We start from the raw sequence: 26,664 nt of genomic DNA, 5'->3' as shown, positions 1-26,664 counted from the left end.
TTACTGTACCAACAGGTTGCATCCCCTGATATCGGCATTATCAAATCTGCCCAATACTTCAAAGCTTTGATCAGGGTTTAGCCGCCCCAAATCCTGCGTTGCAATAAAAGAGCATGAATTAACGTTTGCAAGGTCGATCACGTTGATTCCTCCGGTTCTCCCTTGATTGATTAAGCTTAAAGGATCATTGGTATCACGTATCAGAATTTTCATCCACGATGGGCAGTTGAAAACTCCTTCACCCAAAGAGTAAGCTTGAGAAAGCAGTTCAGTCATCCCATATTCGCTGTGAATGGCGTTCACGCCGAATCCATTAGTCAATTGCTGGTGCAACTCTTCGCGTACCATTTCTTTACGTTTTCCCTTCATTCCTCCGGTTTCCATTACAATCAGCCCGGGGAAATCGATGTCGTATTGCGCTATAAAATCAAGTAAGGCATAAGTAACCCCTATCAATACTGTTTTTTGGTTTTGGGATTTGAGTTTGAGCAGGGTTTGCAGCAGATCATCATGGTTGTACAAAAAATAACCGCTTTGTGGATGGTTACTCTTTTTGATGAGATCATTCACCATGTAAATCAAAGATGAGCCCGAACGTTGCTGGTAGGAAGGCAGCAGTGCCAGAAAGCAATATTCAGTTACAGGCCCATAAAACGTAGTAAATGCCTGCAAATAACTTTGCTCATACAAGCGTACATCGGTAACGTGGTGACTGCTTTGTACCATGCCGGTTGTACCCGAACTGCTGAAAGTGACTTCAATAGGATTGGTATTGCTTAAAACCTGGTGACTTTTAAAAAAGCTTATTGGCAAAAACGGAATTTGCTCAACTTTGGTTATTTCTTCAGCATCAATCCCCAGATGAAAAATATATTCGCGGTATACATTACAGTTTTGCGCCTGTGAGTTAAAAATTTTTAAAGCCAGTGTATTAAACTCATCCTGGCCATTTATCGAAAATATTTCTTCAGCTGTTATATTCACGCTGCAAAAGTACAAAGCATTATGCTATTTTTTCGTCAGTTTTTTTTGCCAGCATAGCCATACGGAAATGGTAACCACAATAGCCACTTATTCCGGCAACCAAACCACTTAAAAACCCGGTAACCAGTAAAAGCAACCACCATATTTTTATGCCCGTCATTACCGCTACGCGGCCTGCTAAAACATTGTCATTAGGTAAACTTTTAAATAGGGCATAACCGATCCACAGCAGAAAAATGGCAAGAAATGATTGCCAGAAAGCTATTTTGCCTGTTTTACCAATGATGCCACAGGTAGCAAAGGAAATTACAATGATGATCCACCAGGGGGCGATCATTTGCAGGAGAAAACAGATTACTGCTATAACAATGAAAACCATTTTTGCTTATTTAGATATTTTTAAACGAGAAATAATTGTGCCCGATTTATCATCAGCACTTTGCATGTAAAACAGTTCGTAAAGTTTGCCATTGGCCCAGGTATCGATCATATTGTCATAAAATTTACTTCCCGGATTACCAGATTGGCCTCCAGGATAAACGCCATGCCCCTTTGGTGTTTTACCAAGTTCGATTACCATTCGCCATGATGGGCCATTGGTTTCGCTTAAGGCATTTATAGTGGATTTAGCACCGCCAATTTGCAACACTTTCGATCCAAAACCGGGAATTTTAGCCAGGTGTGGTACATTGCTCTGTTTTACGTTTGCCCAGTCCCAATCTTTGTTTATCGGTCCAAAACGCTTTTCCAAACTGTCGCAGCTATATTTAAAAGCTTCGTTAACCAGATCAGTCAATGTTTCTTTTTTAGGTGTATTAATGTTATCGTACCAGGATGCATTTGGTTCTTTTAAGATCATTTCAACGGTACGGTCGCGAGATGGATAACGCATCGGGATTCCCTTAACCTCAAATTCATCAGCCCAAATGTCATATGTTAGCCTTTTGGTCCATATTTCGAACACGCTGGCTGCAATTTCATTTGCGTTGTAACGTTTGTTCCACTTGTTCAAGTAAGCCAGAGCTTCTTTTTGAGTGGCATTTAATTGCTCGTTGTTTAACAGCGGTATTAAAGCAGGCACAAGATTTTGTGCCATGATGCTATAGTTATCGGTCTGCATCAGGCGGATACTGTCTAAGGTAGCCTTGTTCATGGCCGATAGGCGGTCGTTAATCCGCTTACCACGTTCATAAGGAGAAAACTCCCAGTTAATGTAATAAGGATAGGTGGTATCAGTGGATGATTGGTTGGCCGAGCTAACAAAACCACGAGGTGGATTTTTAACCGTCGGGTTCTGCGCATTCGGAATCCATCCATGCCAATCATATGCCGGATCAGTCCCATCTAGAATAAATTTACCCTGATCTTTCCATTTCAGCGGAAACTTGCCATTTGGCGTAATGGCAATATCATTGTCTACACTTGCAAAAACAAAGTTCTGCGCAGGTGCAGTGTAAAAAGTTAAAGCCTTGCGGTAATCGTTGTAATTTTTACCACGGTTAAGGTAGTAGAAAGTCATCAATTCGTTTGATTCTTCATGAGCGATCCACCTTAAGGCATCACCAACAGGAACATTATCGGCCCTGCCATATTTTGGTTTCTGGAAATAAACCACCGGACCATGATGGGTATAATAAACCGTATCTATCTCATCTTTTCCACCGCGGATTTTAATGGTTTCCAACCGTTTTGTAGTTGCTTTCCATTGGTTATTGTACCAGTATTGGTTATGCGAAGAATCTTTGAACTTAATTTGGTAAAAATCTAATACATCGGCAGCAACATTGGTTACGCCCCAGGCTATTTTTTGGTTAAAGCCAATAATTACGCCAGGTGCGCCGGGCAAGGAAACGCCATAAGTATTTACGCCAGGTGCATGTAGCTGGATCTGGTACCAGATGGAAGGAAGTGTTAAATCCAAATGCGGGTCGTTTGCTAAAATCGGATAGCCAGACGCAGTTTTTGATCCTGATAAAGCCCAATTGTTACTCCCGATACCCTCAACTTTTTCTTTGGTTTTTACCTCGCCGGTTTGTGCTGCTGTAAAACTTTGAGGTGTTTTAGGTATTGGCAAAGGCGAGAAATTCCATTTTGTGCCTACCGGGATAATAGGGTCTTCACGGAAGGGGTAATCTGGAAAAAGATCTTTAGTCACTTCCGGGCCGAATTTCTTCAGGATATTGGTCATGTAGAATTCATCTGAGCCCATTGCCAATACAGCCGACATCTGTTTAAGCAACAAAGCGCATTTCACCGGCGTCCAATCTTCAGGCTTAAAATCGAGTATTTTATATTCCAGTGGATAGTTGGCTTTCGATAAGGTTTTAATATAGGCGTTAATCCCTTCGGTATAGGCCAGTATCATTTCTTTTGCCTTTGGATCGGCCATCATACCCTTCAACGAGTTTTCTGCGCCGTAAACCATGCCCATCCTGCGCTGGTAACGGTCAACCTCAATAGCCTTATCACCAACCACCTCGCTAATTCTTCCTGCTGCAAAACGGGTCTGGAAATCCATCTGCCAAAGCCGGTGCATGGCCGTAACATAACCTTGCGCCAGGTATAGATCGTGATCATTCTGTGCAAAAATATGCGGAATCATTCTGTCATCGAAAACGATTTCAATTTTATCTATGGCCCCGGTTATTTTCGCTTTATGGTTAAACATAAAATGATTATTCTCTGCATTTTGCCAAAAACCCATAAAAGGATTTAGGAATTTCAACAGTGGAGGCGTACTACCTAATTTGGTATTAAATAAAAAAGCTAATGCTATCGGAATAATGACGCAGAACAGGGCTTTAATTTTATTCATCATGGTTAGCTAACAAGTCAGTTTACTAAGATAGGGCAAAATGACGGTTTATGTTTGATGCAAAATACAACAAACTGTATATCAATCCAAAATTATAATTTGAACAGAAAATTATTATGCTGACATAATTTGTATTATTCAAAAAAAGAATTTAAGTTTATATAACTAATAATACAAACAACCGAATTAACCAATCATCCCTAACCAAAATTAACATTCGTTTATGAGCAGAATTTTAACACAGATCTTCTTTGTGTTGTTGCTGATGTGCACAATCAATATTGCTGCGCAGGCACAAAGCATTACGGTGAGCGGAACCGTGAAAGATAAGCAATCGAAAGAGGGATTAGCAGGCGTAAGTTTGACGATCAAAGGCCAGTCTGGCGGAACCGCCTCTACAGCAAATGGGAGTTTCACATTTACAACTACGGCCAAGGTGCCCTTTACTTTGGTGGCATCTTACGTAGGTTATGGTTCGGTAGAACAGCAGGTGAATGGAAGTACGTCAGGTATCAGCCTGGAGCTGGAAACAGCAGTTGTATTGGGTGGAGATGTGGTTGTATCGGCTTCGCGTACGCCTGAGCGTATTTTAGAATCGCCCGTTTCTATCGAACGGATGAGCGCAGCTTCAATCAGAGAAATCGCAGCACCTTCTTTCTACGATGCCTTAAACAATATGAAAGGTGTGGAAAGCAGCATGCAGAGTTTAACTTTTAAATCAATCAATACCCGCGGTTTTAATTCAAATGGCAATACCCGTTTTAATCAATATATCGATGGGATGGATAACCAGGCTCCTGGATTAAACTTCTCTGTAGGCAATATTGTTGGGATTACCGAACTTGATGTAGATAATGTTGAACTTTTACCTGGAGCTTCATCAGCACTTTATGGTGCAGGTGGTATCAACGGTACATTGTTAATGACTTCAAAAGATCCCTTCAAATATCCCGGGGCAAGTTTTCAGTATAAAACCGGTGTAAATCATGTTAATGATGATAATAGTGCGGTAGAGCCATTTAATCAGTTAGATGTGCGTATGGCAAAATCATGGAACAATAAATTTGGCGTAAAAGCTGCGTTTTCATTTTTGCAGGCCAAAGATTGGTTCGGAAATAATTATTCAAATTTCGATCGCATCTCGAGAAGCGTGAAAGGTGGCGATAGAAGCAGCGATCCAAATTACGATGGCGTTAATGTTTATGGAGATGAAGTAAGTCAGAATATGCGCAACGTAGCCTTAAGCGTTCAAAACGCAACCATTGCAGGCATCAATACAGGTTCTGGTGGTTTAATACCGAATATCAAATCAACACTCGACGGTACTTTTGCGGCCGCAATCCCCAATGCCGCCCAACAGGCCGGATTTTTGGCAGGTTTGCCAGCCGGATTACGTCCGGCAGTGCAGAATTACCTTCCTTTTTATGTGGGTTTAAAAGCCGGACTTATTCCCGATCAGAATATTTCAAGAACAGGTTATAATGAAGAAAACCTAGTTGATTATGGTACCAAATCATTAAAAGCTTCGGGTGCTCTTTATTATAATATTAGTAATACCGTGCAGGCAGTAGCACAGGCTAACTGGGGCACCGGAACCTCTGTTTATACCGGGTCTGACCGCTATTCTTTGCGAAATTTTAATATTGGCCAGTATAAACTTGAGGTAAAAGGCGAGGATTTTTTTGTGAAAGCCTACACCACTCAGGAACGATCGGGTGATTCTTACATTTCATCTATCCTGGGTAGCTATGTTAATGAGATATCTAAGCCATCAACAACCTGGTTTCCGCAATATATTGGAAATTATGTGGGTGCTAGAGCAGCCGGACAAAATGATGCCGCTGCACAGGCATTTGCCAGAAGTGTTGCCGATCAGGGACGTTTTGTGCCAGGCAGTCCGCAATTTGAGGTGGCAAAAGATAAAGTAATGAACACAACCATCAGCGCAACCAGCATCAATTCTACCGATCCCTCGAAAAGTGTTTATGGAGCTAAATTTGATGACAAATCAAATCTTTATCATTACGAAGGGATGTACAACTTTACCAATTTATTTGATAAAGTTGTCGAATTTCAAGTTGGCGCATCTTACCGTTTATATGATTTGAATTCAGCAGGAACAATTTTTAACGATTTAACAAATTCCATCGATATTAAAGAATATGGTGCTTTCGGCCAGATCGGGAAAAAATTCTTCAACGATAAGGTTAAATTAACATTTGCAGGCCGCTATGATAAAAGCCAGAATTTTGAAGGCAGGTTTACGCCAAGGATAACCGGAGTTTTTACGGTAGCTAAAAATAACAATATCAGGGTTTCTTACCAAACAGGTTACCGTAATCCAACCACACAAAACCAATATATAGATTTATCCGTTGGAGGCGGTTCACAAAGGCTGATCGGAGGTTTGCCTGAAATTATATTCGATAAATACCATTTTGATACCAACAAACCTTATACTGATGTAAGTTACCGTGCATTTTTAGCTTCGGCAGCTGCAACAGGTACGCCGAATCCAGCGTTGTTGCAACAATATACTTTTGATGCAAAGGGTGTCCGTCCCGAAAGCGTACAATCTTACGAGTTAGGTTATAAAGGCCTGCTTCTTCCTAATCTATTGGTAGATGCTTATGGTTATTACAACATTTATAAAGATTTCATCACTGCAGTAGATGTATATCAGAATGTGGGCGGTAGCTTTGTTAAATTTGGTGTGCCTGTTAATGCTGCGGGTAAAGTAACCTCTTATGGTGCAGCGTTGGGTTTAGATTATATCATGGGCAAGTATACCATTAGCGGTAACGTTTCTTATAACGAAATAGGAGACCTCCCGGTAAATTACATCAACGATTTCAACACCCCAAAAATCCGTTATAATTTGGGATTGGGAAATAAGGAAATTATCAAAAATTTTGGTTTCAACGTTTCCTACCGTTGGCAGGATCAATTTTACTGGAATTCTTCTTTTACCTCCGGTCAGGTACCAGCCTACTCTTCTTTAGATGCTCGAGGTAAGTTTAAGAATTCCTTCTGTTCAATCGGTAATTAAACTGGGTGGTTCCAACGTGTTGAATAAATATTACCTCACCTCGTACGGCAACCCTATGGCAGGGGCTATTTATTATTTGGGAATTGCCTTTAATCCATAACAGTTTTTATATTCTGTTACAGACCCTCTCTACTTTTAAAAGAAGTAGAGAGGGCTTTTTATTAATGGATAATTCCTTGGGGTATTTTTATTATTCTAATGTTTTATTAAGAATTCAATACATGAAAAGAAATGCTGTTTCGATATTTGATTTGTATGCGTCACCCTGAATTTATTTCAGGGTCTATATTCTAAAAGATACTGAAACAAGTTCAGTAAGACGATCGGGGAAGAAAGACTTTTGAAAAATCAAATAATGATAATCAAAATAGATGGCGAATATGAAACCTGGTTTGCATCATACAATTAAATGGGCTGTAAGCGCCCGAATATATTTCAGGTATTCAAAAATGATAGTTGCGTTAATTTGATTGTATTATGTCCCTAATTTTGTCAAATCTAAACAAGATAAACGGTTATTTGCCGTTTATCCTGTTTTAAAATTACAATTTCCATCGATTTCAGCCTAATATCTTTCATCAAAAAAAGCATTAAAATGATAGTTAGTGTAAAACTTACACTATTAAATGCATCTTTTCAAAAAAAGCTACAGCCCTTTTATAAAATATTTGTATTATAGTACTTTCTTAAGCACATCCCAGTTTAAGAGTAACGAATTTTAAATTTTGAATAAATAAGGATGGAAGCGCAAAACGACAAACCTATCGAAACCAGTGATCTGATCGAAAAGGAACAAGAAATACAGCATTTAAACAACCCGGTTGATATATCGGTAAAACCTATAGTTAAACAATACCTTGGGGCAGTTAAAAAAGTAAAAAAAGAAGGTAACCGCTTTTATTTTTCCGATGGCGATGCCAGGGTAGAGGTAAGGGTGGTAAGCGACGATATAATACGTGTCCGCCTTGCACCGCATGGTGTTTTCCTCGATGATTTTTCTTATGCAGTTCCAGAAGTAGATCAAAAAGTTTCTGTTTTTAAAATGCAGGAGCATGAAGATCACTACACCATTTCTACCCACTCAGTAACCTGTAAAATAGAAAAAGCAAACTTTCATGTTTCCTTTTCTGATAACATTACAAACGTGGTAATGGTAGATGAAGCCAACTCCATGCACTGGGAAGAAAACGTGGATTTTGGAGGCTATTACATTTATGCAACCAAAAAATGTCATCCAGAAGAGAACTTTTTCGGTCTGGGAGATAAGTCGGGCAATTTTAACCTCCGTGGCCGTCGGTTTGAAAACTGGAACACCGATGCCTATTCATTCGGCTGGAACCAGGATCCCCTTTACCGTACAATACCTTTTTATATCGGCTTGCATAACCAGGCTGCTTATGGCATTTTCTTTGATAACACCTTTAAATCCTATTTCGATTTTGGTGCAGAAGATGTAAATAAAACAAGTTTCTGGGCCGATGGTGGCGAATTGCAATACTATTATATCCATGGGCCGCACATTATGGATGTGGTTAAGCGTTATGCAACCCTTACAGGTACGCACCCAATGCCACCAAAATGGACTTTGGGGTATCAGCAATGCCGCTGGAGTTATTATCCTGAAACAAAGGTTAAAGAAATAGCCAAACAGTTCCGCGAACGTAAAATTCCATGCGATGCCATTTATCTGGATATCGATTATATGGATGGTTACCGCTGTTTTACCTGGAACAAAAAATATTTTCCCGATCCACGCAGAATGATCAAAGAACTTTCTGATGATGGTTTTAAAACCGTGGTGATGATTGATCCGGGAATTAAAGTTGATGATGATTACTGGGTTTTTAAAGAAGGTAAAGAGAAAAGATTTTTCTGTCGCCGCAGCGACGATTATTATATGGAGGGGCATGTTTGGCCTGGCCGCTGCCAATTCCCTGATTTTACCAACCCGAAAGTACGCACCTGGTGGGGCAATCTCTACAAAGAACTGGTAGATATGGGCGTTGCGGGCTTCTGGAATGATATGAACGAACCAGCAGTTTTTGGTTCAGGCACTTTCCCTAATGATGTACGCCATAATTATGACGGTTACCGTGGCTCGCACCGTAAAGCACATAATGTTTATGGCATGCAGATGGTACGTTCTACCTATGAAGGCCTTAAAAAACTGATGCGCAATAAACGTCCGTTTACCATCACGAGGGCAGGATATGCAGGTATGCAACGTTATGCCAGTGTATGGACAGGTGATAACATTGCCACCTGGGAACATTTAAAAATCGGAAATATCCAATGCCAGCGCCTATCCGTTTCAGGAGTTCCTTTTTGTGGAACAGATATAGGTGGTTTTAGTGGCGAGCCGGATGGCGAATTATTTACCCGTTGGATTCAATTGGGTACATTCTCACCCTTTATGCGCGCGCACTCCGCTGGTGATACCGCCGAACGCGAACCATGGAGCTTTGGCGAATTTTTTGAAGACATTAACCGTAAATTTATCGAATTAAGGTATCGTTTAATGCCTTATCTGTATTCGGTTTTCTGGGAACATCACCGTTATGGTTTTCCAATTTTAAGGCCCTTGGTAATGCTTGAGCAGGAAAATATCAGCAATAGCTTCCGTCAGGATGAATTCTGTTATGGTGATAAACTGTTAATTTGCCCGGTTTTGGAGCAAGGTGCCATATCAAGAAAAGTTTATCTTCCAAAAGGAACCTGGTATAACTTCTGGACCAACGAAATTCTTGAGGGCGGTAATGAATATACCGTGGATGCAAAGATAGACAGCATGCCGATGTTTGTACGTGCAGGAACCGTATTGCCAGAATATCCGGTAATGCAGTATGTTGACGAAAAATCGATTACCGAAGTTACCTTAAACATCTATCATAGTGATTATGAGGTAAATTCCTACATGTACGAAGATCATGGAGATACCTTCGCTTATGAACAGGATATTTATCTGGAAAAGAAATTTACTGTAAAAGGCGATACACAATCCATTAAAGTAAATCAGCGTAACGAAGGATTATATACACCAAACTACGAATTTTATGTTTGTAATGTAATCGGTGTAAAATTCCAGGTGAAAAAGATTGTTGTTGATAATAAAGAAGTTACCGATTTCTATACCGACGATAACAACATTCTGCATTTTAAATGCAATAAAAACTTTACCGATATACAGATTCTAAGTCTGTAAGCATTTAGCCCCAAATACTGTTTAGTGTTTGGGGCTTCATCTATCTAGCCAATATCTATGTCAGCAGCAAAAAAAGTTCCTGCAAAAAAAGCAGCGTTACCAAAAATTGATAAAAAGAAATCCGTTTGGGTACACAGTTTATTCACCGATTACGACATTGATCTTTTCCTGGTAGGAAAACATTTTAGGCTTTACGAAAAAATGGGTTCCCACTTAATTTCTGTTGATGGCGTGGCGGGTACTTATTTTTCAGTGTGGGCACCCAATGCAATTCATGTTAATGTAGTTGGTAATTTTAACGACTGGAACAACACTGCGCACCCCTTAAACAAACGATGGGATAAGTCGGGTGTTTGGGAAGGATTTATCCCTAATATATCAAAAGGTGAGGTTTATAAGTATTTTATCAAAGGATTTGATGAATCAGAACATTTAAAAGGCGATCCTTATGCCAGAAGATGGGAACATCCGCCACAAACGGCATCTATTGTTTGGGATACTGATTATAACTGGAAAGATAAGTCATGGCTTAACAAAAGAGCCAAAATTAATGCATTGGATCAACCAATCTCTGTTTATGAAATACATTTAGGTTCCTGGGAGCGCGATCCGGGTAATCCTGAGCGGGTGTTGAACTGCAGAGAGGTAGCTGGCAGGCTTGTGCCTTACGTAAAAGAAATGGGTTTTACACACGTAGAACTGATGCCTATAATGGAGTTCCCGTATTTTCCAAGCTGGGGATATCAGATTACGGGCTATTTTGGCGCAAGCTCGCGTTATGGCTCTCCACAGGATCTGATGTACCTCATTGATGAACTCCACAAAGCCAACATTGCCGTAATTTTAGATTGGGTACCTTCTCATTTCCCTGGCGACAGGCATGGTTTGTATGAATTTGATGGCACACATTTGTACGAGCATGCGGATATGCGCAAAGGATTTCATCCCGATTGGAAATCGTACATTTTCAATTACGACAGAAACGAAGTACGCTCCTTTTTAATTAGCAATGCCTTGTTTTGGATTGACCAATACCATGCAGATGGCTTGAGGGTGGATGCAGTGGCATCTATGTTATACTTTAACTTTTCGAGAGAAGACGGTGATGCAGCCACTAATGAATATGGTGGAAGTGAGAACTTTGGTGCAATAAAGTTTCTGCAGGATCTTAATGTTGCCGTTTATGGAAATTACGATGGCGTGCAAACCATTGCCGAAGAAAGCAGCACCTATCCCGGAGTAACCCATCCTGTGCATGAGGGTGGTTTGGGCTTTGGGATGAAATGGATGATGGGCTGGATGAATGATACCCTGAAATATTTTAAGGTAGAAACGCTCGGTAGAAAACACCATCACCATCAGTTGAGCTTTAGCATGACCTACGCCTTTACCGAAAACTTTATGTTGCCGTTTTCCCATGATGAGGTTGTTCATGGCAAATCTCCTATGCTATATAAAATGCCTGGTGATGATTGGCAGAAATTTGCGAACCTTAGGGCGCTTTACGGCTATATGTTTACCCATCCGGGGGCAAAGCTGCTGTTTATGGGAAACGAGTTCGGCGAAACTAATGAGTGGAATTTTACCCAATCGCTGGATTGGCATTTACTGCAATACCCCCCTCATAAAGGTATGCAGGAAACCGTTAAAGCCTTAAACTTTTTGTATAGGAAAGAGCCTGCGCTATATCATTTCAACTTTAGTTATGAAGGCTTTCAATGGCTGGATGCAGATAATGCAAATGAATCGGTGTTTACATATATGCGCAAAGGTCCAAAAGCAAAAGATACCTTGGTTGTTGCGGTAAACCTTACACCGGTGGTACGCGAAAATTATAAGATTGGTGTACCTTTCAAAACCAAATGGACAGAAATATTTAATACAGATGATATCGTATATTATGGAGGCGGTATTAACAACAGGGGAGACCTTACTCCCGATTTAAAAGAATATAACGGGCAAGAGTACTCAATAACTGTCGATTTGCCGCCTTTGGCTGTAACAATATTTAAGAGTAAGTAAAGTAGAGTACTTTATATTGCGCCAAAACACCATCCAGATGTATAGTTTTGGCGCGATATAGCTTTTTATATTACGCCAAAACTATACTTTAATACATACTTTTGGCGTGATATGGCTTTTTATATTACGCCAAAACTCAATTTTTTACTACCTTTGCTGCTGTAAATTAAATGTTTATGCAACAGGTAGTAGGAAGAACTGCAGAAAAATTGCTGCTTAAAAAGACTGAGAAATCCGGCGAAAGTGAACTCATTGCTGTATATGGCCGTAGGCGGGTAGGGAAGACCTACTTAATCAGGAATGGATTTACAAAAGAAATTGCATTTGAATTTTCAGGCATTCATCATGCAACATTAGATCAGCAGCTGGAAAATTTTAGTGTGGCACTTACCAAAGTAACCGGTGGTTTCCCATTAGCTAAACCGCAGAGTTGGATTGCCGCTTTTGAGATGTTGATTCAATACCTCACCCCCCTGGTAAAAAAAGAACGAACAGTCATTTTTATAGATGAATTTCCTTGGATTAATACGCCCCGGTCGGGATTTATGCCTGCCTTCGAAAATTTTTGGAACAGTTGGGCATCCAAAGAGAAAAAACTTATTGTAGTAATTTGTGGTTCAGCCGCTTCCTGGATGATCAATAAAGTGATTAACAACCGCGGAGGATTGCACAACCGGGTAACCAAAAGAATCAGGCTTCTTCCGTTTACGGTAGGTGAAACAGCAGCATACCTTAAACATAGAAAAATAAAACTCGATAAATACCAGCTCCTACAGGTATATATGGCAATGGGAGGGATCCCACAGTACCTAAAAGAAATTGAACCCGGCGAGAGTGTTGCGCAAATCATCGACAGGTTATTTTTTACAAAAGACGGGCTACTCCTTGAAGAATTTAAAAACCTCTACCATTCGCTATTCGATAAGGCAGAGAACCATATTGATATTGTTCAGGCACTGGCAAAAAAAGGCAAAGGGCTAACACGAACCGAAATTATTGATGCCTGCAAACTAAGCAGTGGGGGCTATGCTACACAGTTACTTGCAGAACTTGCTGAATCTGGCTTTATTACACCTTATGTTCCATTTGGTAAAAGCAGTAAGGATGCATTGTACAAGTTGACTGATGAATATTCGATATTTTACCTCAAATTTATTGATGGTAATAAAGCGATGGGTGCCGGAACGTGGTTAAAATTTTATTCGGGTACCTCATGGAGAAGCTGGAGCGGCTTTGCTTTTGAAAGTATTTGCATGAAACATATTCCACAGATCAAAAAAGCAATAGGAATAGATAATGTTTATGCGGAAATATCTGTTTGGCGTTATTTACCTAAAACCAAAACAGAGCAAGGCGCACAGATTGATCTGCTTATTGATCGAAATGACTCTTGTATTAATATATGTGAAGTTAAATTCGCTGTAGCACCTTTCGAAATCACCAAATCTTATGAAAAAGAATTAAACAATAAATTAAAGGTGTTTCAATACCAAACCAAAACAAGAAAAGCATTATTTCTGACCATGATAACCACCTATGGTGTTGCAAATAGCGATCGTTACCCAGGTTTAGTACAAAAAGAAATTACAATGGATGTGCTGTTTTCCGATTAACCCGGCCAGTTAAAATAAGAAAAGCCTCCCATTGCTGGAAAGCTTTCTTAAACTCTGGAGTGGAAGCTTCCAGAGAGGGTGCAAAGATACAATAAGTCTTTTCTCCTGCAAGTATTATCTGCTAAATATTTTCCCTCTTTTCCATATAATACTTTACAATTAAGATCATTTTAAATCCCTTTCCTTGAGCGGTAAAATAACCGCTGGCATTTTCATGTTTAAATATAAATTGCGGGTTTGTTGATAAATATCAATAAAACAGGGGTTTACAGGCTGCAAATGGCCTTAATGAATAAAGTGAACGGATAATCTGATGTTTGCCCGCTGTACTTTTGTATCAACGAGCAAGCAAACTATTTTTTACTTCTATTATCCCGAACCCACAATTGAAAAGACGCTCTTGTCTATCCTTCCTGGTGTTTGCGCTTTATTTTATGCCTGCTTATTTATATGCGCAGTGCGAAAATACAGCACGGACTTATGCAAACTTTCAAGGATCATACCTTGATGGATTGGATTTAGGTATCCTTGGCTCCTTATATGGCAAGGTTACTGATCCATCTAATGCAGTGAACGGACAGGTTAAAGATGCTTCAATTTTATCTGTAGATATAGGGCTTTTAGGCCTCACAGGATCAGCAACCCAATTTTTAGAATTTACCACCGATGGTACCAATACTACCAAGCGTACTATAGCTGCAAACACACCGGTTACATTGAAGTTGGCACTGCCGAAAGAATTATTGGGGTTGGTAAGCAGTTTTGAAATCGGGAGTTTTACCAATCTGCACACCGTACCTGCAAATAATTATCCTGGTTTGGGATTGGGTAATGCAGCTGGCTACGATGCAACACGGAATCCGGTTTATACCTCGGCAAATATTGCGGGCGTAATAGGAGGTGGCGGTGAGATCGAAATTACCGTAACCCCTACACAAGCTTTTAATGGGATTTATATCAAGATTGCAGGGGCAGTGGCATCTACAGCCTTATCGATGAAAGTTTTTCATGCCTATATCATGGAACTCAGCACAGGATCAATTAATTGCGATGAGGCCATAGATGTGCTCTCTGGCGTAAAACCAACACCTTTAGGCGGTATCGCAAACTTAACGGGTAGTGTAACTGATCCATTTAATGCCATTGATTCAGACCCCAATAGTTTTGCATTGATTGATGTTGGTGCATCTGTGTTAAATCAGGTTTACCTGACAACCATTTTCAACAAGCCCTCACAGCCTGCAGATTCGGTTACCATTATCCTCGAGAACCCAGGAGGTGGAATTTTGGATTTAAGTCTTTTAACCGGCTTTACCATACAGCCTTATTTAAATGGTATTGCAGCCGGACCAGCATTCCAAAATACGGGTACATTTTTAAACCTGAAGCTTTTACCCGGTTCAAATAGTAAATATGCGCTCACTTTTTTGGTAACAGATGTTTACGACCGTTTGGAAATTACTATGGGCGGAATTACAGGGGCATTTAGCCGTTTAAGAATTTACGATATCAAACGCAAGCTGGCAAAACCGCGGACATTGGTCGATCCTTCAACAACAGATGAAAAAACGGTATGTCAGGGGCAAACTGCAAGCTTTTCAGTTCAAAATGCACAAGCCTGTACCGAATATAAATGGTATGATGCCCAAACGGGAGGTAATTTAGTGTATACAGGTTTAACTTTTACGCCTCCAGCTACACTTCCTGCTGGAGATTACAATTACTATGTTCAGGCCAGTCGAACTTATTGTGTTACCGCAGTTTCCGAACGTTTGAGGGTAAAGCTTAAAGTGAATCCCTTACCAACGCTTGCTGTACCAGGTGCAATAATCTGTAGCGGATTATCTGCCACGCTTGCTATAACTAATCCCGATGCAGCATTTACGTATAACTGGTACAATTTACAAACAGGTGGTACACTACTTAAAACCGGTACTACTTTTACAACGCCAGCTTTAACGGCCACAACAAATTATTATGTAGAGGCAGTAAATACAATTACGCGCTGTAAAAATGTAGGAGGTGCACAGGCTGTAGAAGTAAAAGTAAAGCAATATGCTCCCGTGCCAGCAATTGTTGGTGCGGCAACCATGTGCGGGGAACAACCGCAACCTTTACAAATGCCTATCCAAACGGAACCTGGAGCACCAGCGATGCTGCTATTGCAACAGTAGATGCCGCGGGGAAAGTAACAGCAATTGCCAGTGGTAATGCCACCATTAGTTACAACGTTGCAGATGATGCTACGTATTGCGGCAAAAAAGTAGATTTTAACGTTACTGTAAACCCTCAACCCAATTTAACATTAGGTCTTGATCCTGGCATTTGTGAAGGGCTTACCAGTACAAAAGTTGCTTATACCAACCCTGTATTCAATCCAATAACGTATAGTATTTCCTGGGTTGGCGGTTTACTCCCTTCGGTTTCAAGCCAAAGTTTACCACCTGCCGAAATCACAATAAATATTCCTTCAACAACCCCTGTTGCAGTTTATCAGGGCGTGCTAACCATTAAAAATGCCAATGGCTGCGAGCGGGCAATCCCTTTCAATTTTAGGGTAAAACTCGTGCCGCATAAACCAACTGTAGCGATTAACTAAAAAGAAAATAAATCATTCATCCCTAACAAATCAAACCATGACAAAAAAATCTACAAAACACCATCTAAGGATCTTTGTATTCTTGATGTTCCTATTTCCATTGGGTGCCTTGGCCCAAACAACACCCAACGTATACCTGTGTGGAACCGGTACTGTAAAACTTACCCCAACATTTACCGGGTACACCCCAGTTGCTAATGATAAAATAATTTGGACTGTTGATGGGACAGCACAAGCACCTGTAACCTATGCTGCAGCTACTGATGCTATTTTTAATGTGCCTGCAACGCTAGCAACAGGAACCCACACTTATTCTGTTCAGGTTGTACCAGCAGATGCAAATCTTTGTCCTAGTGATGCATCAGATAATACTGTTGTTGAAAAATTGCCTCCACCAGCAATTGCTGTAAATGCACCTGGAAGCGTTTATTGTACAGATCAAACTGCAAGCACCGTAATTACTGCAAGTAAAGATCCGGCATTGGCATTGCCAACCGGCGTATCGTTAGTTTACACATGGGCAGCAACCAAAGCAGGTGTTGCAGTAACCGATCTTACCACCCTGGGTGCGCAATCGGGAACAAATAATGAACTTTTTACTTTGAAAGCAGGGGTTACTCCTGATGCTTACGTATTTACTGCCGAAGGTAAGTATTCGGTGGGTACCGCTGTTATTGTACCATCTACCAGCTGTACCGCAACTGCAAGTAAAGCCATTACCGTTACTGTTAAACCTGGTAAAGCAACTATTGCTGTAGCCCCATAAAGGATTCAAAAGGGTAGGTTTAACAATCATGAGGTTTAATAAGTTAGGCATCACTGTGTTAGGTATGCTGCTGTTTCCTGCAGCGGCATGCTTTGCGCAATCTAACAGTGCCAATACCCTAAACCTCAAACCCGGTGTTACTGTTAAACTAAGGGCCAATGGAACGGGTGCCACCGCTTACCAATGGTTCAAAAATGGCGACGCAATTGCAGGTGCCACCGCGCAGGATTATGTAGTAAATTCAGCTGGGAAATACACCGTAATTACCTTTAGTTTGGGTGGCTGTAGTTCTGATCTTTCAGAGGAGATGGAAGTGATTATGGAAGCACAACTTTCAGCTGATGTTTCTATCGTTAAAAGATCCGAAAGTAGACCAGTGATCAATACAGAGGTATTTAAATATAATTTGCTGGTACGCAATAATGGACTGGGCATGGCCACCAATGTTCGTGTAAAAGATGATCTTCCCGAAAACCTGACATTTGTCAGTTTGGATCCAACTATTGTGGGCACTGCAAGTTATAACGACCAAACAAAAACAGTTTCATGGGGCATACCATCCCTTGCAAATGGCAGTTTTGTGGAACTCGTCATTAATGTTAGGGCAATGAAACCCGGTAACATTATAAATAGCGCAACGGTAACCATTAATGAAACTGATCCTGATCCATCAAACAATACATCCATTGATACAAAAGAAATTACAGGATTGAAGATTCCCAATGTTTTTACGCCAAACGGAGATGGAAAGAATGAAACCTTTTTTATCGAACGCCTCGATCGGTTCAGCGAAAACCAACTTACCGTTATTAACCGGTGGGGAAGCACCGTTTATGAGAAAGCTGGCTATCTCAATGATTGGACAGCCAATGGTTTAGTAGATGGAACCTATTTCTATGTGCTTAAAGTGAAAACTGAAACAGCAAAATGGCAGGAATTTAAAGGTTATGTAACCGTAATGAGGTAAACGCAAGTTAAAAGGTGAGGATATGAAAAAGATAATTTTAACGGCATTTTTTAATTTATTTGTTTTGTGCCTTTTTGCACAGCAGAATGCGCAATTCGGGCAGTATGTATTCAACGGCCTATACATCAATCCCGCATATGCAGGTTATAAGGAAGAACTTTATATGCAGGCATTTGTACGGGCACAGTGGGCAGGGATTCAAGGTGCGCCACAAACATTGTCAATATCTGTCGATGAAGCCGTTAAAGATGAAAGTTTAGGTCTTGGCCTGTTGGTATCAAAAGATAAGATCGGGGCCCAAAGTTCACTTAACTTATCCGGTAATTTTGCTTACCGCATTAGCTTCGATCGCACTGAAACCAATGTACTGGCCTTTGGCGTAGGATTGGGCATCATGCAAATGGGACTGAACGGAAGTTTGTTAGATCCTACTGAAACAGGAGATAACAGAATTCCTACAGGTTATGAAAGCAGACTGGTTCCTGATATCAGGGCTGGGGTTCATTATTCCAACGAAAAGTTTTTTATAGGTTTCTCCGCTAATAATCTCCTAAGTCAGTACCTGCCTGTTTTTAGAGATAACAATCTGCTTAGCATTACTTCAAAGCCGCATTTTTACCTTTCGGCCGGGATGGTATTCCCGGTAAACAATGATTTTATGTTCAAGCCTGCTTTTTTGATTAAAGATGACCTTAACGGGCCTACATCTTTGGATTTGAATGCTTTTTTAATGATAAAACAAAAATTATGGCTTGGCGGTGTATACAGAACATCAGTTAAACTTTACCCAAAACCAGAATTACAGAGCGACATACGGGCAAGGAGTGCTATCGGACTGATTACAGAATTTTTTGTCCGCGAAAACCTTCGCATCGGTTATGGTTACGATTACAGTTTAAATAAATTAGGCAATTATGATTACGGGTCACATGAAATCTCTATCGGCTACTACCTTCAAACGGCAAAAAGCCGGAGGCCTAAATGTTATTTTTAACACCAAACGCTGAACATTGGTTATAGAAAAGAAATATAAATAATACTTATTACAGATAGTGCTTTTTGGAATACTCTATTTAGTTGTTTGATTATTAGATGGTTTACTAAACAAATGATGCCTCAGCATGTTAAACCTTTATTATCAGTTTATCATGTATGTATCAATGAATCGTATTGAAGATCAAAACCAAAATGAGGGCTTACAGGTATGGCTGTCTGATCAGGAAATACTTTTCAGAAGTTTGAGAAATCAAGATAGTACTTCTTTCAAAATACTCTATTCACAATATTCGGCGGCCATTTACGGATCAATTATCAGAAAGATAAATGATGAGGAAACAGCAAAAACAATTCTAATTCAGACTTTTGCGGAAGTTTTCTCCGGTTTTTCGTCATTTGATGAGAAGAAGCTTAGGATTTTTACATGGATTAATCAGATTGCTATTAAAAATATCAAACAAATCGCTTGATAACATGCTTTTAACAGCACAATTGTCTCAATAATCGACTTTATTTTAATGTTTCAACAGAATTCGCTATAATTAGGGGTCTAAAGTCTATCCCTGTTTGTATGCTTGAATCGCGAAAGCAATTTCTGGTTAATGCTGTATTGAATTATTTCAGCACTTTATGTTCGATAACGCCTGGATTTATCCAGGAAATGGAAAAAAATGTAAAACCACTGCTAGTCAAAAAAAATAAATACATTTTATCCCCGATTGACAACAATGATTATGTTTTTTTTGTGGCAACAGGTATCGTTAGAGGTTTTATTAAAGATGACGACAAAGAAATTACCACATGGATTAGTTTAGGAAACGAATTTGTTGGTGCCATTCAGCATCCGGAAGAAAATATTCAACCATCTATAGAGTATTTACAAGCATTGGAAAATTCAGAATTGGTTGCAATTCCTAACCTGCTGATTGATAAGCTTTACGAAAACTACCACGAAACCAACATTATAGGTAGAAAAATTTTAGCACTTCAATACCATGCCGCTTCTGACGCGCCATTATAGCCCGGATTCCGTCGGCAGAAAGGCGATATGAGAAATTTTTGGAAATGAATCATTTTGATGTTTCTAAAGTTCCGCTCCGCTGTATTGCGAGCTATCTTGGTATGCGTTTAGAAACATTGAGCCGCATCCGCAGTAAGCTGGTTAAAGAAATGGCTTGATGTTAATGCACTGTAAATAAGTAAAACCTATGTTTACATAGTATTATACATATTTACATATTGATTTACAAGATGAAATTTGATGTCTTAATTACATCATTTGTATTTAGATTTGGGTAAGTAAAAATTAAATCAACGGGACGATTTAGATTAAACTTTTAGCCTCTCTATTAAGGGAGGCTTCTTTATTTAGGCCAACCGGCCATTTTTAGGTTTATTACAATAAGTTTTATTATATTTAAATATGGAACTCTTACTTGGATTTTTAATGATAATATTATCCATCCCATGGAAAAAACTTGGGAAGTGGTTGGAAATCGAAAAATAATACTCAGTTAGGTATGAATGAACCGCTCTGGGATAGCCTGGAGCAATATCTTAATCAGCCATCTGGAGATATCCTTTTTCGGTCAGGTTTGACTGTGAAAACCGTTGAACAGCAGATTTAACTGAAATAGCAGTGCTGGAGTATAAAAAATCTTGTAACTGGCAGCCATCGTATGGAAGCTGCGGCGAAGATTAATATTTTTATGCTTTTAAATTCAAATCTTCATCAAATCTTAATCTTTCTGTAGTAATATTGTTCCCTATAAGGGGTGAGAGCCTTATATCAACTTCATAGTTGAGAGCGTTAATTTAGATAGAGGGTGTAGCCAGTGGCTACGCCCTTTTTTTATGGGTAAAATTATTAAAGCTAGGTTTTTGAATGCCATCATTATAATATTCGCCTATGAAACCCTTGCTCGAAGTTTCCATGCCATTTGATGGTTTGGTAATTTTAAGGCCGATAGTTATATGGATTTTAGAAAAAAGATTCTATAAGGAATAGCTGTAGTAACAAGAATTGAATTTTTAAGAAGCTGAAGTAAAAAGCTGAATAGACTTAAGTGTTATGATAGTAAATTCGGAAAAAATGATTGAAAGATAAATATGATGAAAGCTCGGGAAGGAAATCTAAAATTTTAAGTATAAGGAAGGGTAGTTCATGATTTGCGATACAAATACCCTTAAAATAAGAAAAGAGACAATCTATCCAGACTTGTCTCTTTTTTCTAACCAAATATAAACCTGTTATGAGCCAGGCTTTGTCTTTAATCTTCCATCTAAACCGGGGTTTCTCAGGAAAATGATTTATCTTTTTTAGTGGTGATAAACATCGTTCCGTTTATTACTCTACAAATATAGTAAAAAATTTGATAGTGTAAAAAATACACTAAGAAAATTTTAAGTATTTTTTTTGTCATTTTTTATTTACCGATCTTTTTCTTGAAGATATTGGGGTTTAAAACGACTGTATTGCAAATATAAGGCAAAAATATGTTAACTAATTGTTAAATATTGTCAAATTATGATATGATATAGTCAAATCCTATCAATTTTTGGTTTAAAAATGATTTTTATCAATTTTTAAGGTGCTTTTATAACCTAATTTAATTTTTTATGTGTTTTTCAGTGATCTTTTTGATTAAAAAATATTTTTAATGGCCTTAATAAAATATTTTTTATAGGTGAAAAACATCTTCAAAACAAAAAGGCAACATTATTTGATTAATGTTGCCTTTTAATTGAATAAAAAAGCGCTTAGCGCTTTTTTATATTATAAACTTGCGTAATATTCTACGAATTTAGCTAATGCAGAAGAATATCCCCACTCATTGTCGTACCAAGATACAACTTTAACGAAATTATCATTTAATGAGATACCTGCTTTTGCATCGAAGATAGAAGCGTGATCATCACCGATGAAATCAGATGATACAACTTCATCTTCAGTATAAGCCAATACACCTTTTAATTCACCTTCAGAAGCAGCTTTCATAGCAGCTTTGATTTGCTCGTAAGTAGCTGGTTTTTCTAAACGTGCAGTTAAATCAACTACAGAAACATCAGCAACAGGAACACGGAAAGACATACCAGTTAATTTACCTTTTAATTCAGGTAAAACCATGCCTACTGCTTTTGCAGCACCTGTAGATGAAGGGATGATGTTAGAGAAACCACCACGGCCACCTCTCCAATCTTTAGCAGAAGGACCATCAACTGTTTTTTGAGTTGCTGTTACTGCGTGGATTGTGCTCATTAAACCTTCAACAATACCAAAGTTATCGTTTAATACTTTGGCAATTGGTGCTAAACAGTTTGTAGTACAAGATGCATTCGAAACAATAGTCTGATCTGCAGTTAATTTATGGTGGTTAACGCCCATTACATAAGTAGGGATATCGCCATCTTTAGCCGGAGCAGAGAAAACAACTTTTTTAGCACCCGCAGCGATGTGTTTTTCAGCATCAGCACGTGTTAAAAATAAACCTGTAGATTCAATTACAACTTCAACACCTACAGCATCCCATTTTAAATCAGCAGGATTTCTTTCTGCAGTAACACGGATAGTTTTACCGTTAACAACTAAGTTACCATCAACAACTTCGATAGTACCATCAAATTTACCGTGGGTAGTATCATATTTCAACATGTATGCCATATAATCTGGCTCGATCAAATCGTTAATCGCTACAATATCCAATCCTCTTTTTAATGCGGCTCTGAAAACCAAGCGGCCGATACGGCCAAAGCCGTTTATTCCAATTTTGCTCATTGTTTTGTTAATTAATGTAATGTTTTAATAAATTTTGTATTGGTTCTTTAATAATGCTTTTAATTTTTATATCGTATCTCTCAGCCACAAACCTTAAGCGGTCTTCGAGCTCAGCAGCAACCTTGCCTACAACATGTATTTCGCGGTCGTTATATTTTTCTGCCATCGGAAGAACATAAGTTTCCATGTATTTTTCAAATCCTTGATCAATCAGCCCACGGATGTATTCGTGTTTGCTGTTTTGGGTAATGAAATCGAAAAAGGAGGTTAGAAATATATTGGCCTGAGGCTTATTGTAAATGCGTTCTAATATTTGTGGACGGTCTAAATTGTGCGTCAACAAAAACTTGGTTTCAATATCTTTCGGCATTTTAAGGCTTAAAAATTCTTTAAGCAAAATTTTTCCGAAGTAATTTGAAGAGCCTTCATCGCCTAAAATATAGCCCAAGCCAAAGTTATTGTTCACTGGCTTTTTACCATCAAAGTAAGCGCAGTGTGCACCGCTGCCCAACATCCCTACAATACCGGGTTGATCGGAACAGGCAGCTTTAGCAGCTCCGAAAAGATCATTTTCTACAACAATTTTACTGTATTTAAAAAATGAAGCCAATGTTTTAGACAGCTCTTCTTTTCTATCTGCTGATGATGCTCCGGCTGCAAAAAAATAAATTTTCTTAATATTTTCTGCATTGTTGACCAGGGCAACTTTTTTATTTAAGATTTGTAAGATCGTTTTAGGATCAACAAAGCAGGGGTTTAAGCCGGTAGTATTGCAGTGTGCAACAACCTGTCCATTTTGGGTTATTTTCCAGAATGCTGTTTTTGATCCGCTATAAACAACTGCTACCATATTATATTGAAAGTACTTCTGTCATTTCCATTAAATCAGGCTCGAGTTTAAAAGAATGAGCGGTTAAAGCCTCTCTTATGCTGGTTAATTTTATTTCATTTCCTTTTAAACCAACCATTTGCTCCGTTTCGCCCGCAATTAACGCATTTACTGCCGCAAATCCTAAACGGCTGCCTAAAATCCTGTCGAAACTGCTCGGACTACCGCCCCGTTGCAGGTGGCCAAGTATGGTTACTTTGGTATCATAATGATCAAAAGTTTCCTTTACCCTTTTGGCAATGTCGTATGCACCGCCCTGTTTATGGCCTTCGGCTACAATAACAATACTCGACGATTTTTTTGTTGCTGCACCGAGCGCAAGCTTTTCAATCAATTCGGTTACACTGGTTTCCTTTTCAGGCAATAACACTGCTTCGGCACCGCTGGCAATCGAACTTCTCAATGCAATACATCCAGAATCGCGGCCCATTACCTCTATAAAAAACAGGCGGTCGTGCGCATCGGCAGTATCTCTGATTTTGTCGATGGCCTCGATTACTGTATTTATTGCCGTATCGTAACCTAATGTAAAATCCGATCCTACTAAATCGTTATCAATTGTGCCCGGTATACCGATTACCTTAACTCCAAAAGTTTCAGAAAAACGCTTTGCTCCGGTGAATGTTCCATCACCACCGATTACCACTAATCCGTCGATACCGTTTTTCTTTAAATTATTATATGCAATCTGTTGACCTTCGTCTGTTTTAAACTCTAAACAGCGTGCTGTTTTTAATATGGTGCCGCCCAAGTGTAAAATGTTACTTACAGAACGGGCGTCCATAGGTTTTATGTTGTCGGTAATTAAACCCTGGTAGCCTTGCATTACCCCGAACATATTAATGCCATGGTAAATTCCGGTACGAACAACAGCTCTGATTGCGGCATTCATTCCTGGGGCATCGCCTCCAGAAGTTAGTACAGCTATATTTTTTATATTTGGCTCCATCTTTATAATACGAATATAGTGTGTATTTTTTACACTAAGTAATTTATTTTATTTTTTTTACTTAATATTGAAAGTCATACCTTTATCTGCTTAAAATAACTAAATTTTACTTTGGAACAAATTTTACCCCACTTAGATTCTGTATTCTCTATAGATTGCGTTTTGTTTGGATTTGATGGTAAGGAATTAAAAATCTTGCTCATTGAAAGGAATGAAGAACCGTTTAAAGATTGGTGGGCACTGCCCGGTAATATAGTTGGTCCTGATGAGAGTTTAGATCAGTCTGCCTCACGCATTTTATACGAACTTACCGGCTTACGCGGTATTTACATGGAGCAATATTACGCTTTTGGCGATCCGCACAGGCACCCTCAGGGTAGGGTAATTACTTTGGCTTACTATGCTTTGATCCGTTTAGGTGGTGATAAGGAACTACGCCCGATTAGTACTTATGCAAAACGTGCCAATTGGCTGCCTATAACCGATCTGCCTAAACTGGCTTTCGATCACCAGAAAATTTACGATAAAGGTTTAGAAAAAATCAAAAGGCGGATTAAACATCAGCCCATCGCTTTTGAACTTCTGCCAGAAAAATTTACCTTGACCCAATTGCAGCATGTATATGAATTGGTGCTTGGTAAAAAACTTGATAAAAGAAATTTCAGAAAGAAGATTGTAAGTTTTGGCGTATTAAAAGAGCTGGATGAAAAACAGAAAGGGGTTTCTTATCGTGCCGCTACTTTGTACCGCTTTGATAAACGTAAATACGCAAAGCTTTTTGGTAAGGAAATTTCGTTTTAGCGGGCTGAGAAAAGAGATCTGTGAACTGGGATTTGAAATCGCAGTGCAATGAAAGACCAAGCAAACGGCCTTTTATAAATATAAAAATCCCCGGTTTTAAATTTAAAACCGGGGATTTTTTGTATAATCTGAGTTCAGATCAATTAGGGATTCAGCATTGGAAACTCCAAACTGAAACTATGCCTTAGGCGCTAGCTCCAAGATGATAATGAACCAGATCATCTATAGGTGAGCGGATAATTTTACCCACACCCATTTCGTAACGGTCTGCTACAATACTTAAAATATCACGGAAACTATAACCTACAGAACCCACACAGTTTAATTTATGGTCTTTGTAGTTTGGATAGTGGATTACCAGGGCTTCGAAAAATGCAGTAAAGGCATAATCAATGGTTGCAAAAGCATAATCTTCGTAGTTATCTTTAAAGTCGTATAAGAATTTACTAAAGCTCGCGCAGAAACGGTTCGGCAATGGCTTGTTGTAAATGTTATCGAAAATATCCTCGTTGGTTAAAGCGTAATTGTCGTAAAAAGCCTCACGTAAACCTTTTGGCATGTAACCTTTCATGTAATCGCTTAAAATACGTTTACCGATATACGAACCGCTACCTTCATCACCCAGGAAGTAACCCAATGAATCGATGTTCATGGTAATTTCAGATCCGTCGTACAAACATGAATTGGTTCCTGTACCTAATATAGCAGCAAATCCTGGCTCGTTTCCAAGAAGTGCCCTAGAAGAGGCAAGTAAATCATGACCTACAAATATGGTTGCATTGGTAAAAATCTGTTGCATGGCATCAGCCACAATTTTTACGTTTGCAGGTGTAGAACAACCGGCGCCGTAGTAATAAACTGCTGTTAATTTCTCTCTTTCCAAGTGGTCTGGAAGAGTCTCATTCAAAGACTTTACAATGTACTCTCCTTTTGAAAAATATGGATTGTAACCTTCGGTGTTAAAGTAAATTTTTCTGCCGGCCTCGTTAATCAAACACCAATTTGTTTTGGTAGATCCACCGTCTGCAATTACTATCATTTTATTTATTTTTGGTTTTAGCACGATAAAAGTATAAAAACTCTTATATTTTGTATCCTTTTTTTTAATAATTTTTTAACAATTTGTTGTTGTGTGATTTTAAGTGTGTAAAAAATACACTATATAGGGTGTTTAATCCGCGAAAAACCTTAAAATTATACCAGAAAAGGCATTGGTCTTTTTTTTAAACGTCAGCAA

19 protein-coding genes are annotated in these 26,664 nt (G+C 39.1%); 12 read left to right on the top strand and 7 right to left on the bottom strand.

All coding sequences use genetic code 11. The features are described 5' to 3' along the window. Genes AC0IWE_RS13640 through AC0IWE_RS13630 form a run of 3 tightly spaced genes read right to left on the bottom strand, consistent with a single transcriptional unit; the run spans nucleotide 1 to nucleotide 3,802 of the window. Nucleotides 1-984, bottom strand: coding sequence for a LuxE/PaaK family acyltransferase (locus AC0IWE_RS13640; RefSeq protein ID WP_471793465.1), 984 nt, complete (start codon nucleotides 982-984; stop codon nucleotides 1-3). 19 nt (nucleotides 985-1,003) lie between these two features. After that, entirely contained in the window at nucleotides 1,004-1,363 is a 360-nt protein-coding gene (locus tag AC0IWE_RS13635) for a hypothetical protein (protein ID WP_055915149.1), read from the bottom strand. 6 nt (nucleotides 1,364-1,369) lie between these two features. Then, on the bottom strand, nucleotides 1,370-3,802 hold the full coding sequence (locus AC0IWE_RS13630; RefSeq protein ID WP_471793464.1) for a penicillin acylase family protein: 2,433 nt from the start codon (nucleotides 3,800-3,802) through the stop codon (nucleotides 1,370-1,372). Nucleotides 3,803-4,022: 220 nt separating this feature from the next. Here AC0IWE_RS13630 and AC0IWE_RS13625 point away from each other — a divergent pair, with 220 nt between their 5' ends. The 11 genes from AC0IWE_RS13625 (at nucleotide 4,023) to AC0IWE_RS13575 (ending at nucleotide 20,034) form a co-directional block, all read left to right on the top strand. Then, nucleotides 4,023-6,848 carry a TonB-dependent receptor domain-containing protein gene (locus AC0IWE_RS13625; RefSeq protein ID WP_471793463.1) on the top strand — a complete coding sequence of 942 codons (2,826 nt, stop codon included), beginning with the start codon at nucleotides 4,023-4,025 and terminating at the stop codon, nucleotides 6,846-6,848. A gap of 739 nt (nucleotides 6,849-7,587) precedes the next feature. Then, entirely contained in the window at nucleotides 7,588-10,050 is a 2,463-nt protein-coding gene (locus tag AC0IWE_RS13620; protein ID WP_471793462.1) for a glycoside hydrolase family 31 protein, read from the top strand. Between the two features lie 57 nt (nucleotides 10,051-10,107). Further along, entirely contained in the window at nucleotides 10,108-12,072 is a 1,965-nt protein-coding gene (glgB, locus tag AC0IWE_RS13615; RefSeq protein WP_471793461.1) for a 1,4-alpha-glucan branching protein GlgB, read from the top strand. Between the two features lie 176 nt (nucleotides 12,073-12,248). Beyond that, nucleotides 12,249-13,685, top strand: a complete 1,437-nt coding sequence (locus tag AC0IWE_RS13610; protein ID WP_471793460.1) for an AAA family ATPase — start codon at nucleotides 12,249-12,251, stop codon at nucleotides 13,683-13,685. Nucleotides 13,686-14,119: 434 nt separating this feature from the next. Then, a complete protein-coding gene (locus AC0IWE_RS13605; protein WP_471793459.1) occupies nucleotides 14,120-15,859 on the top strand; it encodes an immunoglobulin domain-containing protein in 1,740 nt (579 codons plus the stop codon). Further along, a complete protein-coding gene (locus tag AC0IWE_RS13600) occupies nucleotides 15,778-16,284 on the top strand; it encodes an Ig-like domain-containing protein (RefSeq protein WP_471793458.1) in 507 nt (168 codons plus the stop codon). Before AC0IWE_RS13605 ends, AC0IWE_RS13600 begins: the two co-directional genes overlap by 82 nt. A 37-nt stretch (nucleotides 16,285-16,321) precedes the next feature. Beyond that, the gene (locus AC0IWE_RS13595; RefSeq protein WP_471793457.1) at nucleotides 16,322-17,050 is read left to right on the top strand and encodes a hypothetical protein; all 729 of its coding nucleotides are present in this window, start codon (nucleotides 16,322-16,324) and stop codon (nucleotides 17,048-17,050) included. A 28-nt stretch (nucleotides 17,051-17,078) separates the two neighbouring features. Next, nucleotides 17,079-18,017: a T9SS type B sorting domain-containing protein gene (locus tag AC0IWE_RS13590; protein ID WP_471793456.1), complete on the top strand. Its 939-nt coding sequence runs from the start codon at nucleotides 17,079-17,081 to the stop codon at nucleotides 18,015-18,017. Nucleotides 18,018-18,039: 22 nt separating this feature from the next. Beyond that, nucleotides 18,040-19,011, top strand: a complete 972-nt coding sequence (locus AC0IWE_RS13585) for a PorP/SprF family type IX secretion system membrane protein (RefSeq protein WP_471793455.1) — start codon at nucleotides 18,040-18,042, stop codon at nucleotides 19,009-19,011. Nucleotides 19,012-19,177: 166 nt separating this feature from the next. Continuing rightward, entirely contained in the window at nucleotides 19,178-19,483 is a 306-nt protein-coding gene (locus tag AC0IWE_RS13580) for a hypothetical protein (RefSeq protein WP_471793454.1), read from the top strand. Nucleotides 19,484-19,674: 191 nt separating this feature from the next. After that, nucleotides 19,675-20,034, top strand: a complete 360-nt coding sequence (locus AC0IWE_RS13575) for a Crp/Fnr family transcriptional regulator (RefSeq protein ID WP_471793453.1) — start codon at nucleotides 19,675-19,677, stop codon at nucleotides 20,032-20,034. Nucleotides 20,035-21,789: 1,755 nt separating this feature from the next. Here AC0IWE_RS13575 and gap read toward each other — a convergent pair. The 3 genes from gap to pfkA are packed head-to-tail and all read right to left on the bottom strand — an operon-like array spanning nucleotide 21,790 to nucleotide 24,626. Continuing rightward, nucleotides 21,790-22,788 (bottom strand): type I glyceraldehyde-3-phosphate dehydrogenase, encoded by a 999-nt coding sequence (gene gap, locus AC0IWE_RS13570; RefSeq protein ID WP_029280245.1) that lies wholly within the window; start codon nucleotides 22,786-22,788, stop codon nucleotides 21,790-21,792. Between the two features lie 7 nt (nucleotides 22,789-22,795). Beyond that, the gene (locus tag AC0IWE_RS13565; RefSeq protein ID WP_471793452.1) at nucleotides 22,796-23,638 is read right to left on the bottom strand and encodes a hypothetical protein; all 843 of its coding nucleotides are present in this window, start codon (nucleotides 23,636-23,638) and stop codon (nucleotides 22,796-22,798) included. A 1-nt stretch (nucleotide 23,639) separates the two neighbouring features. After that, complete coding sequence (gene pfkA / locus AC0IWE_RS13560; protein ID WP_055915113.1) at nucleotides 23,640-24,626, bottom strand: 6-phosphofructokinase; 987 nt, start codon at nucleotides 24,624-24,626, stop codon at nucleotides 23,640-23,642. Between the two features lie 111 nt (nucleotides 24,627-24,737). Between pfkA and AC0IWE_RS13555 the strand changes: the two genes are divergently transcribed. Beyond that, nucleotides 24,738-25,427, top strand: coding sequence for an NUDIX hydrolase (locus tag AC0IWE_RS13555; RefSeq protein ID WP_051692040.1), 690 nt, complete (start codon nucleotides 24,738-24,740; stop codon nucleotides 25,425-25,427). Between the two features lie 184 nt (nucleotides 25,428-25,611). On the opposite strand, the gene AC0IWE_RS13550 is transcribed toward AC0IWE_RS13555, so the two are convergent. Then, nucleotides 25,612-26,466, bottom strand: coding sequence for an N-acetylglucosamine kinase (locus AC0IWE_RS13550; protein WP_471793451.1), 855 nt, complete (start codon nucleotides 26,464-26,466; stop codon nucleotides 25,612-25,614). Nucleotides 26,467-26,664 lie beyond the last annotated feature (198 nt).

The sequence above is a fragment of the Pedobacter sp. AC402 genome (assembly GCF_979252805.1).
Note: the sequence above shows the minus strand (reverse complement) of the source record. Positions and strands in the feature narration are given on the sequence as shown.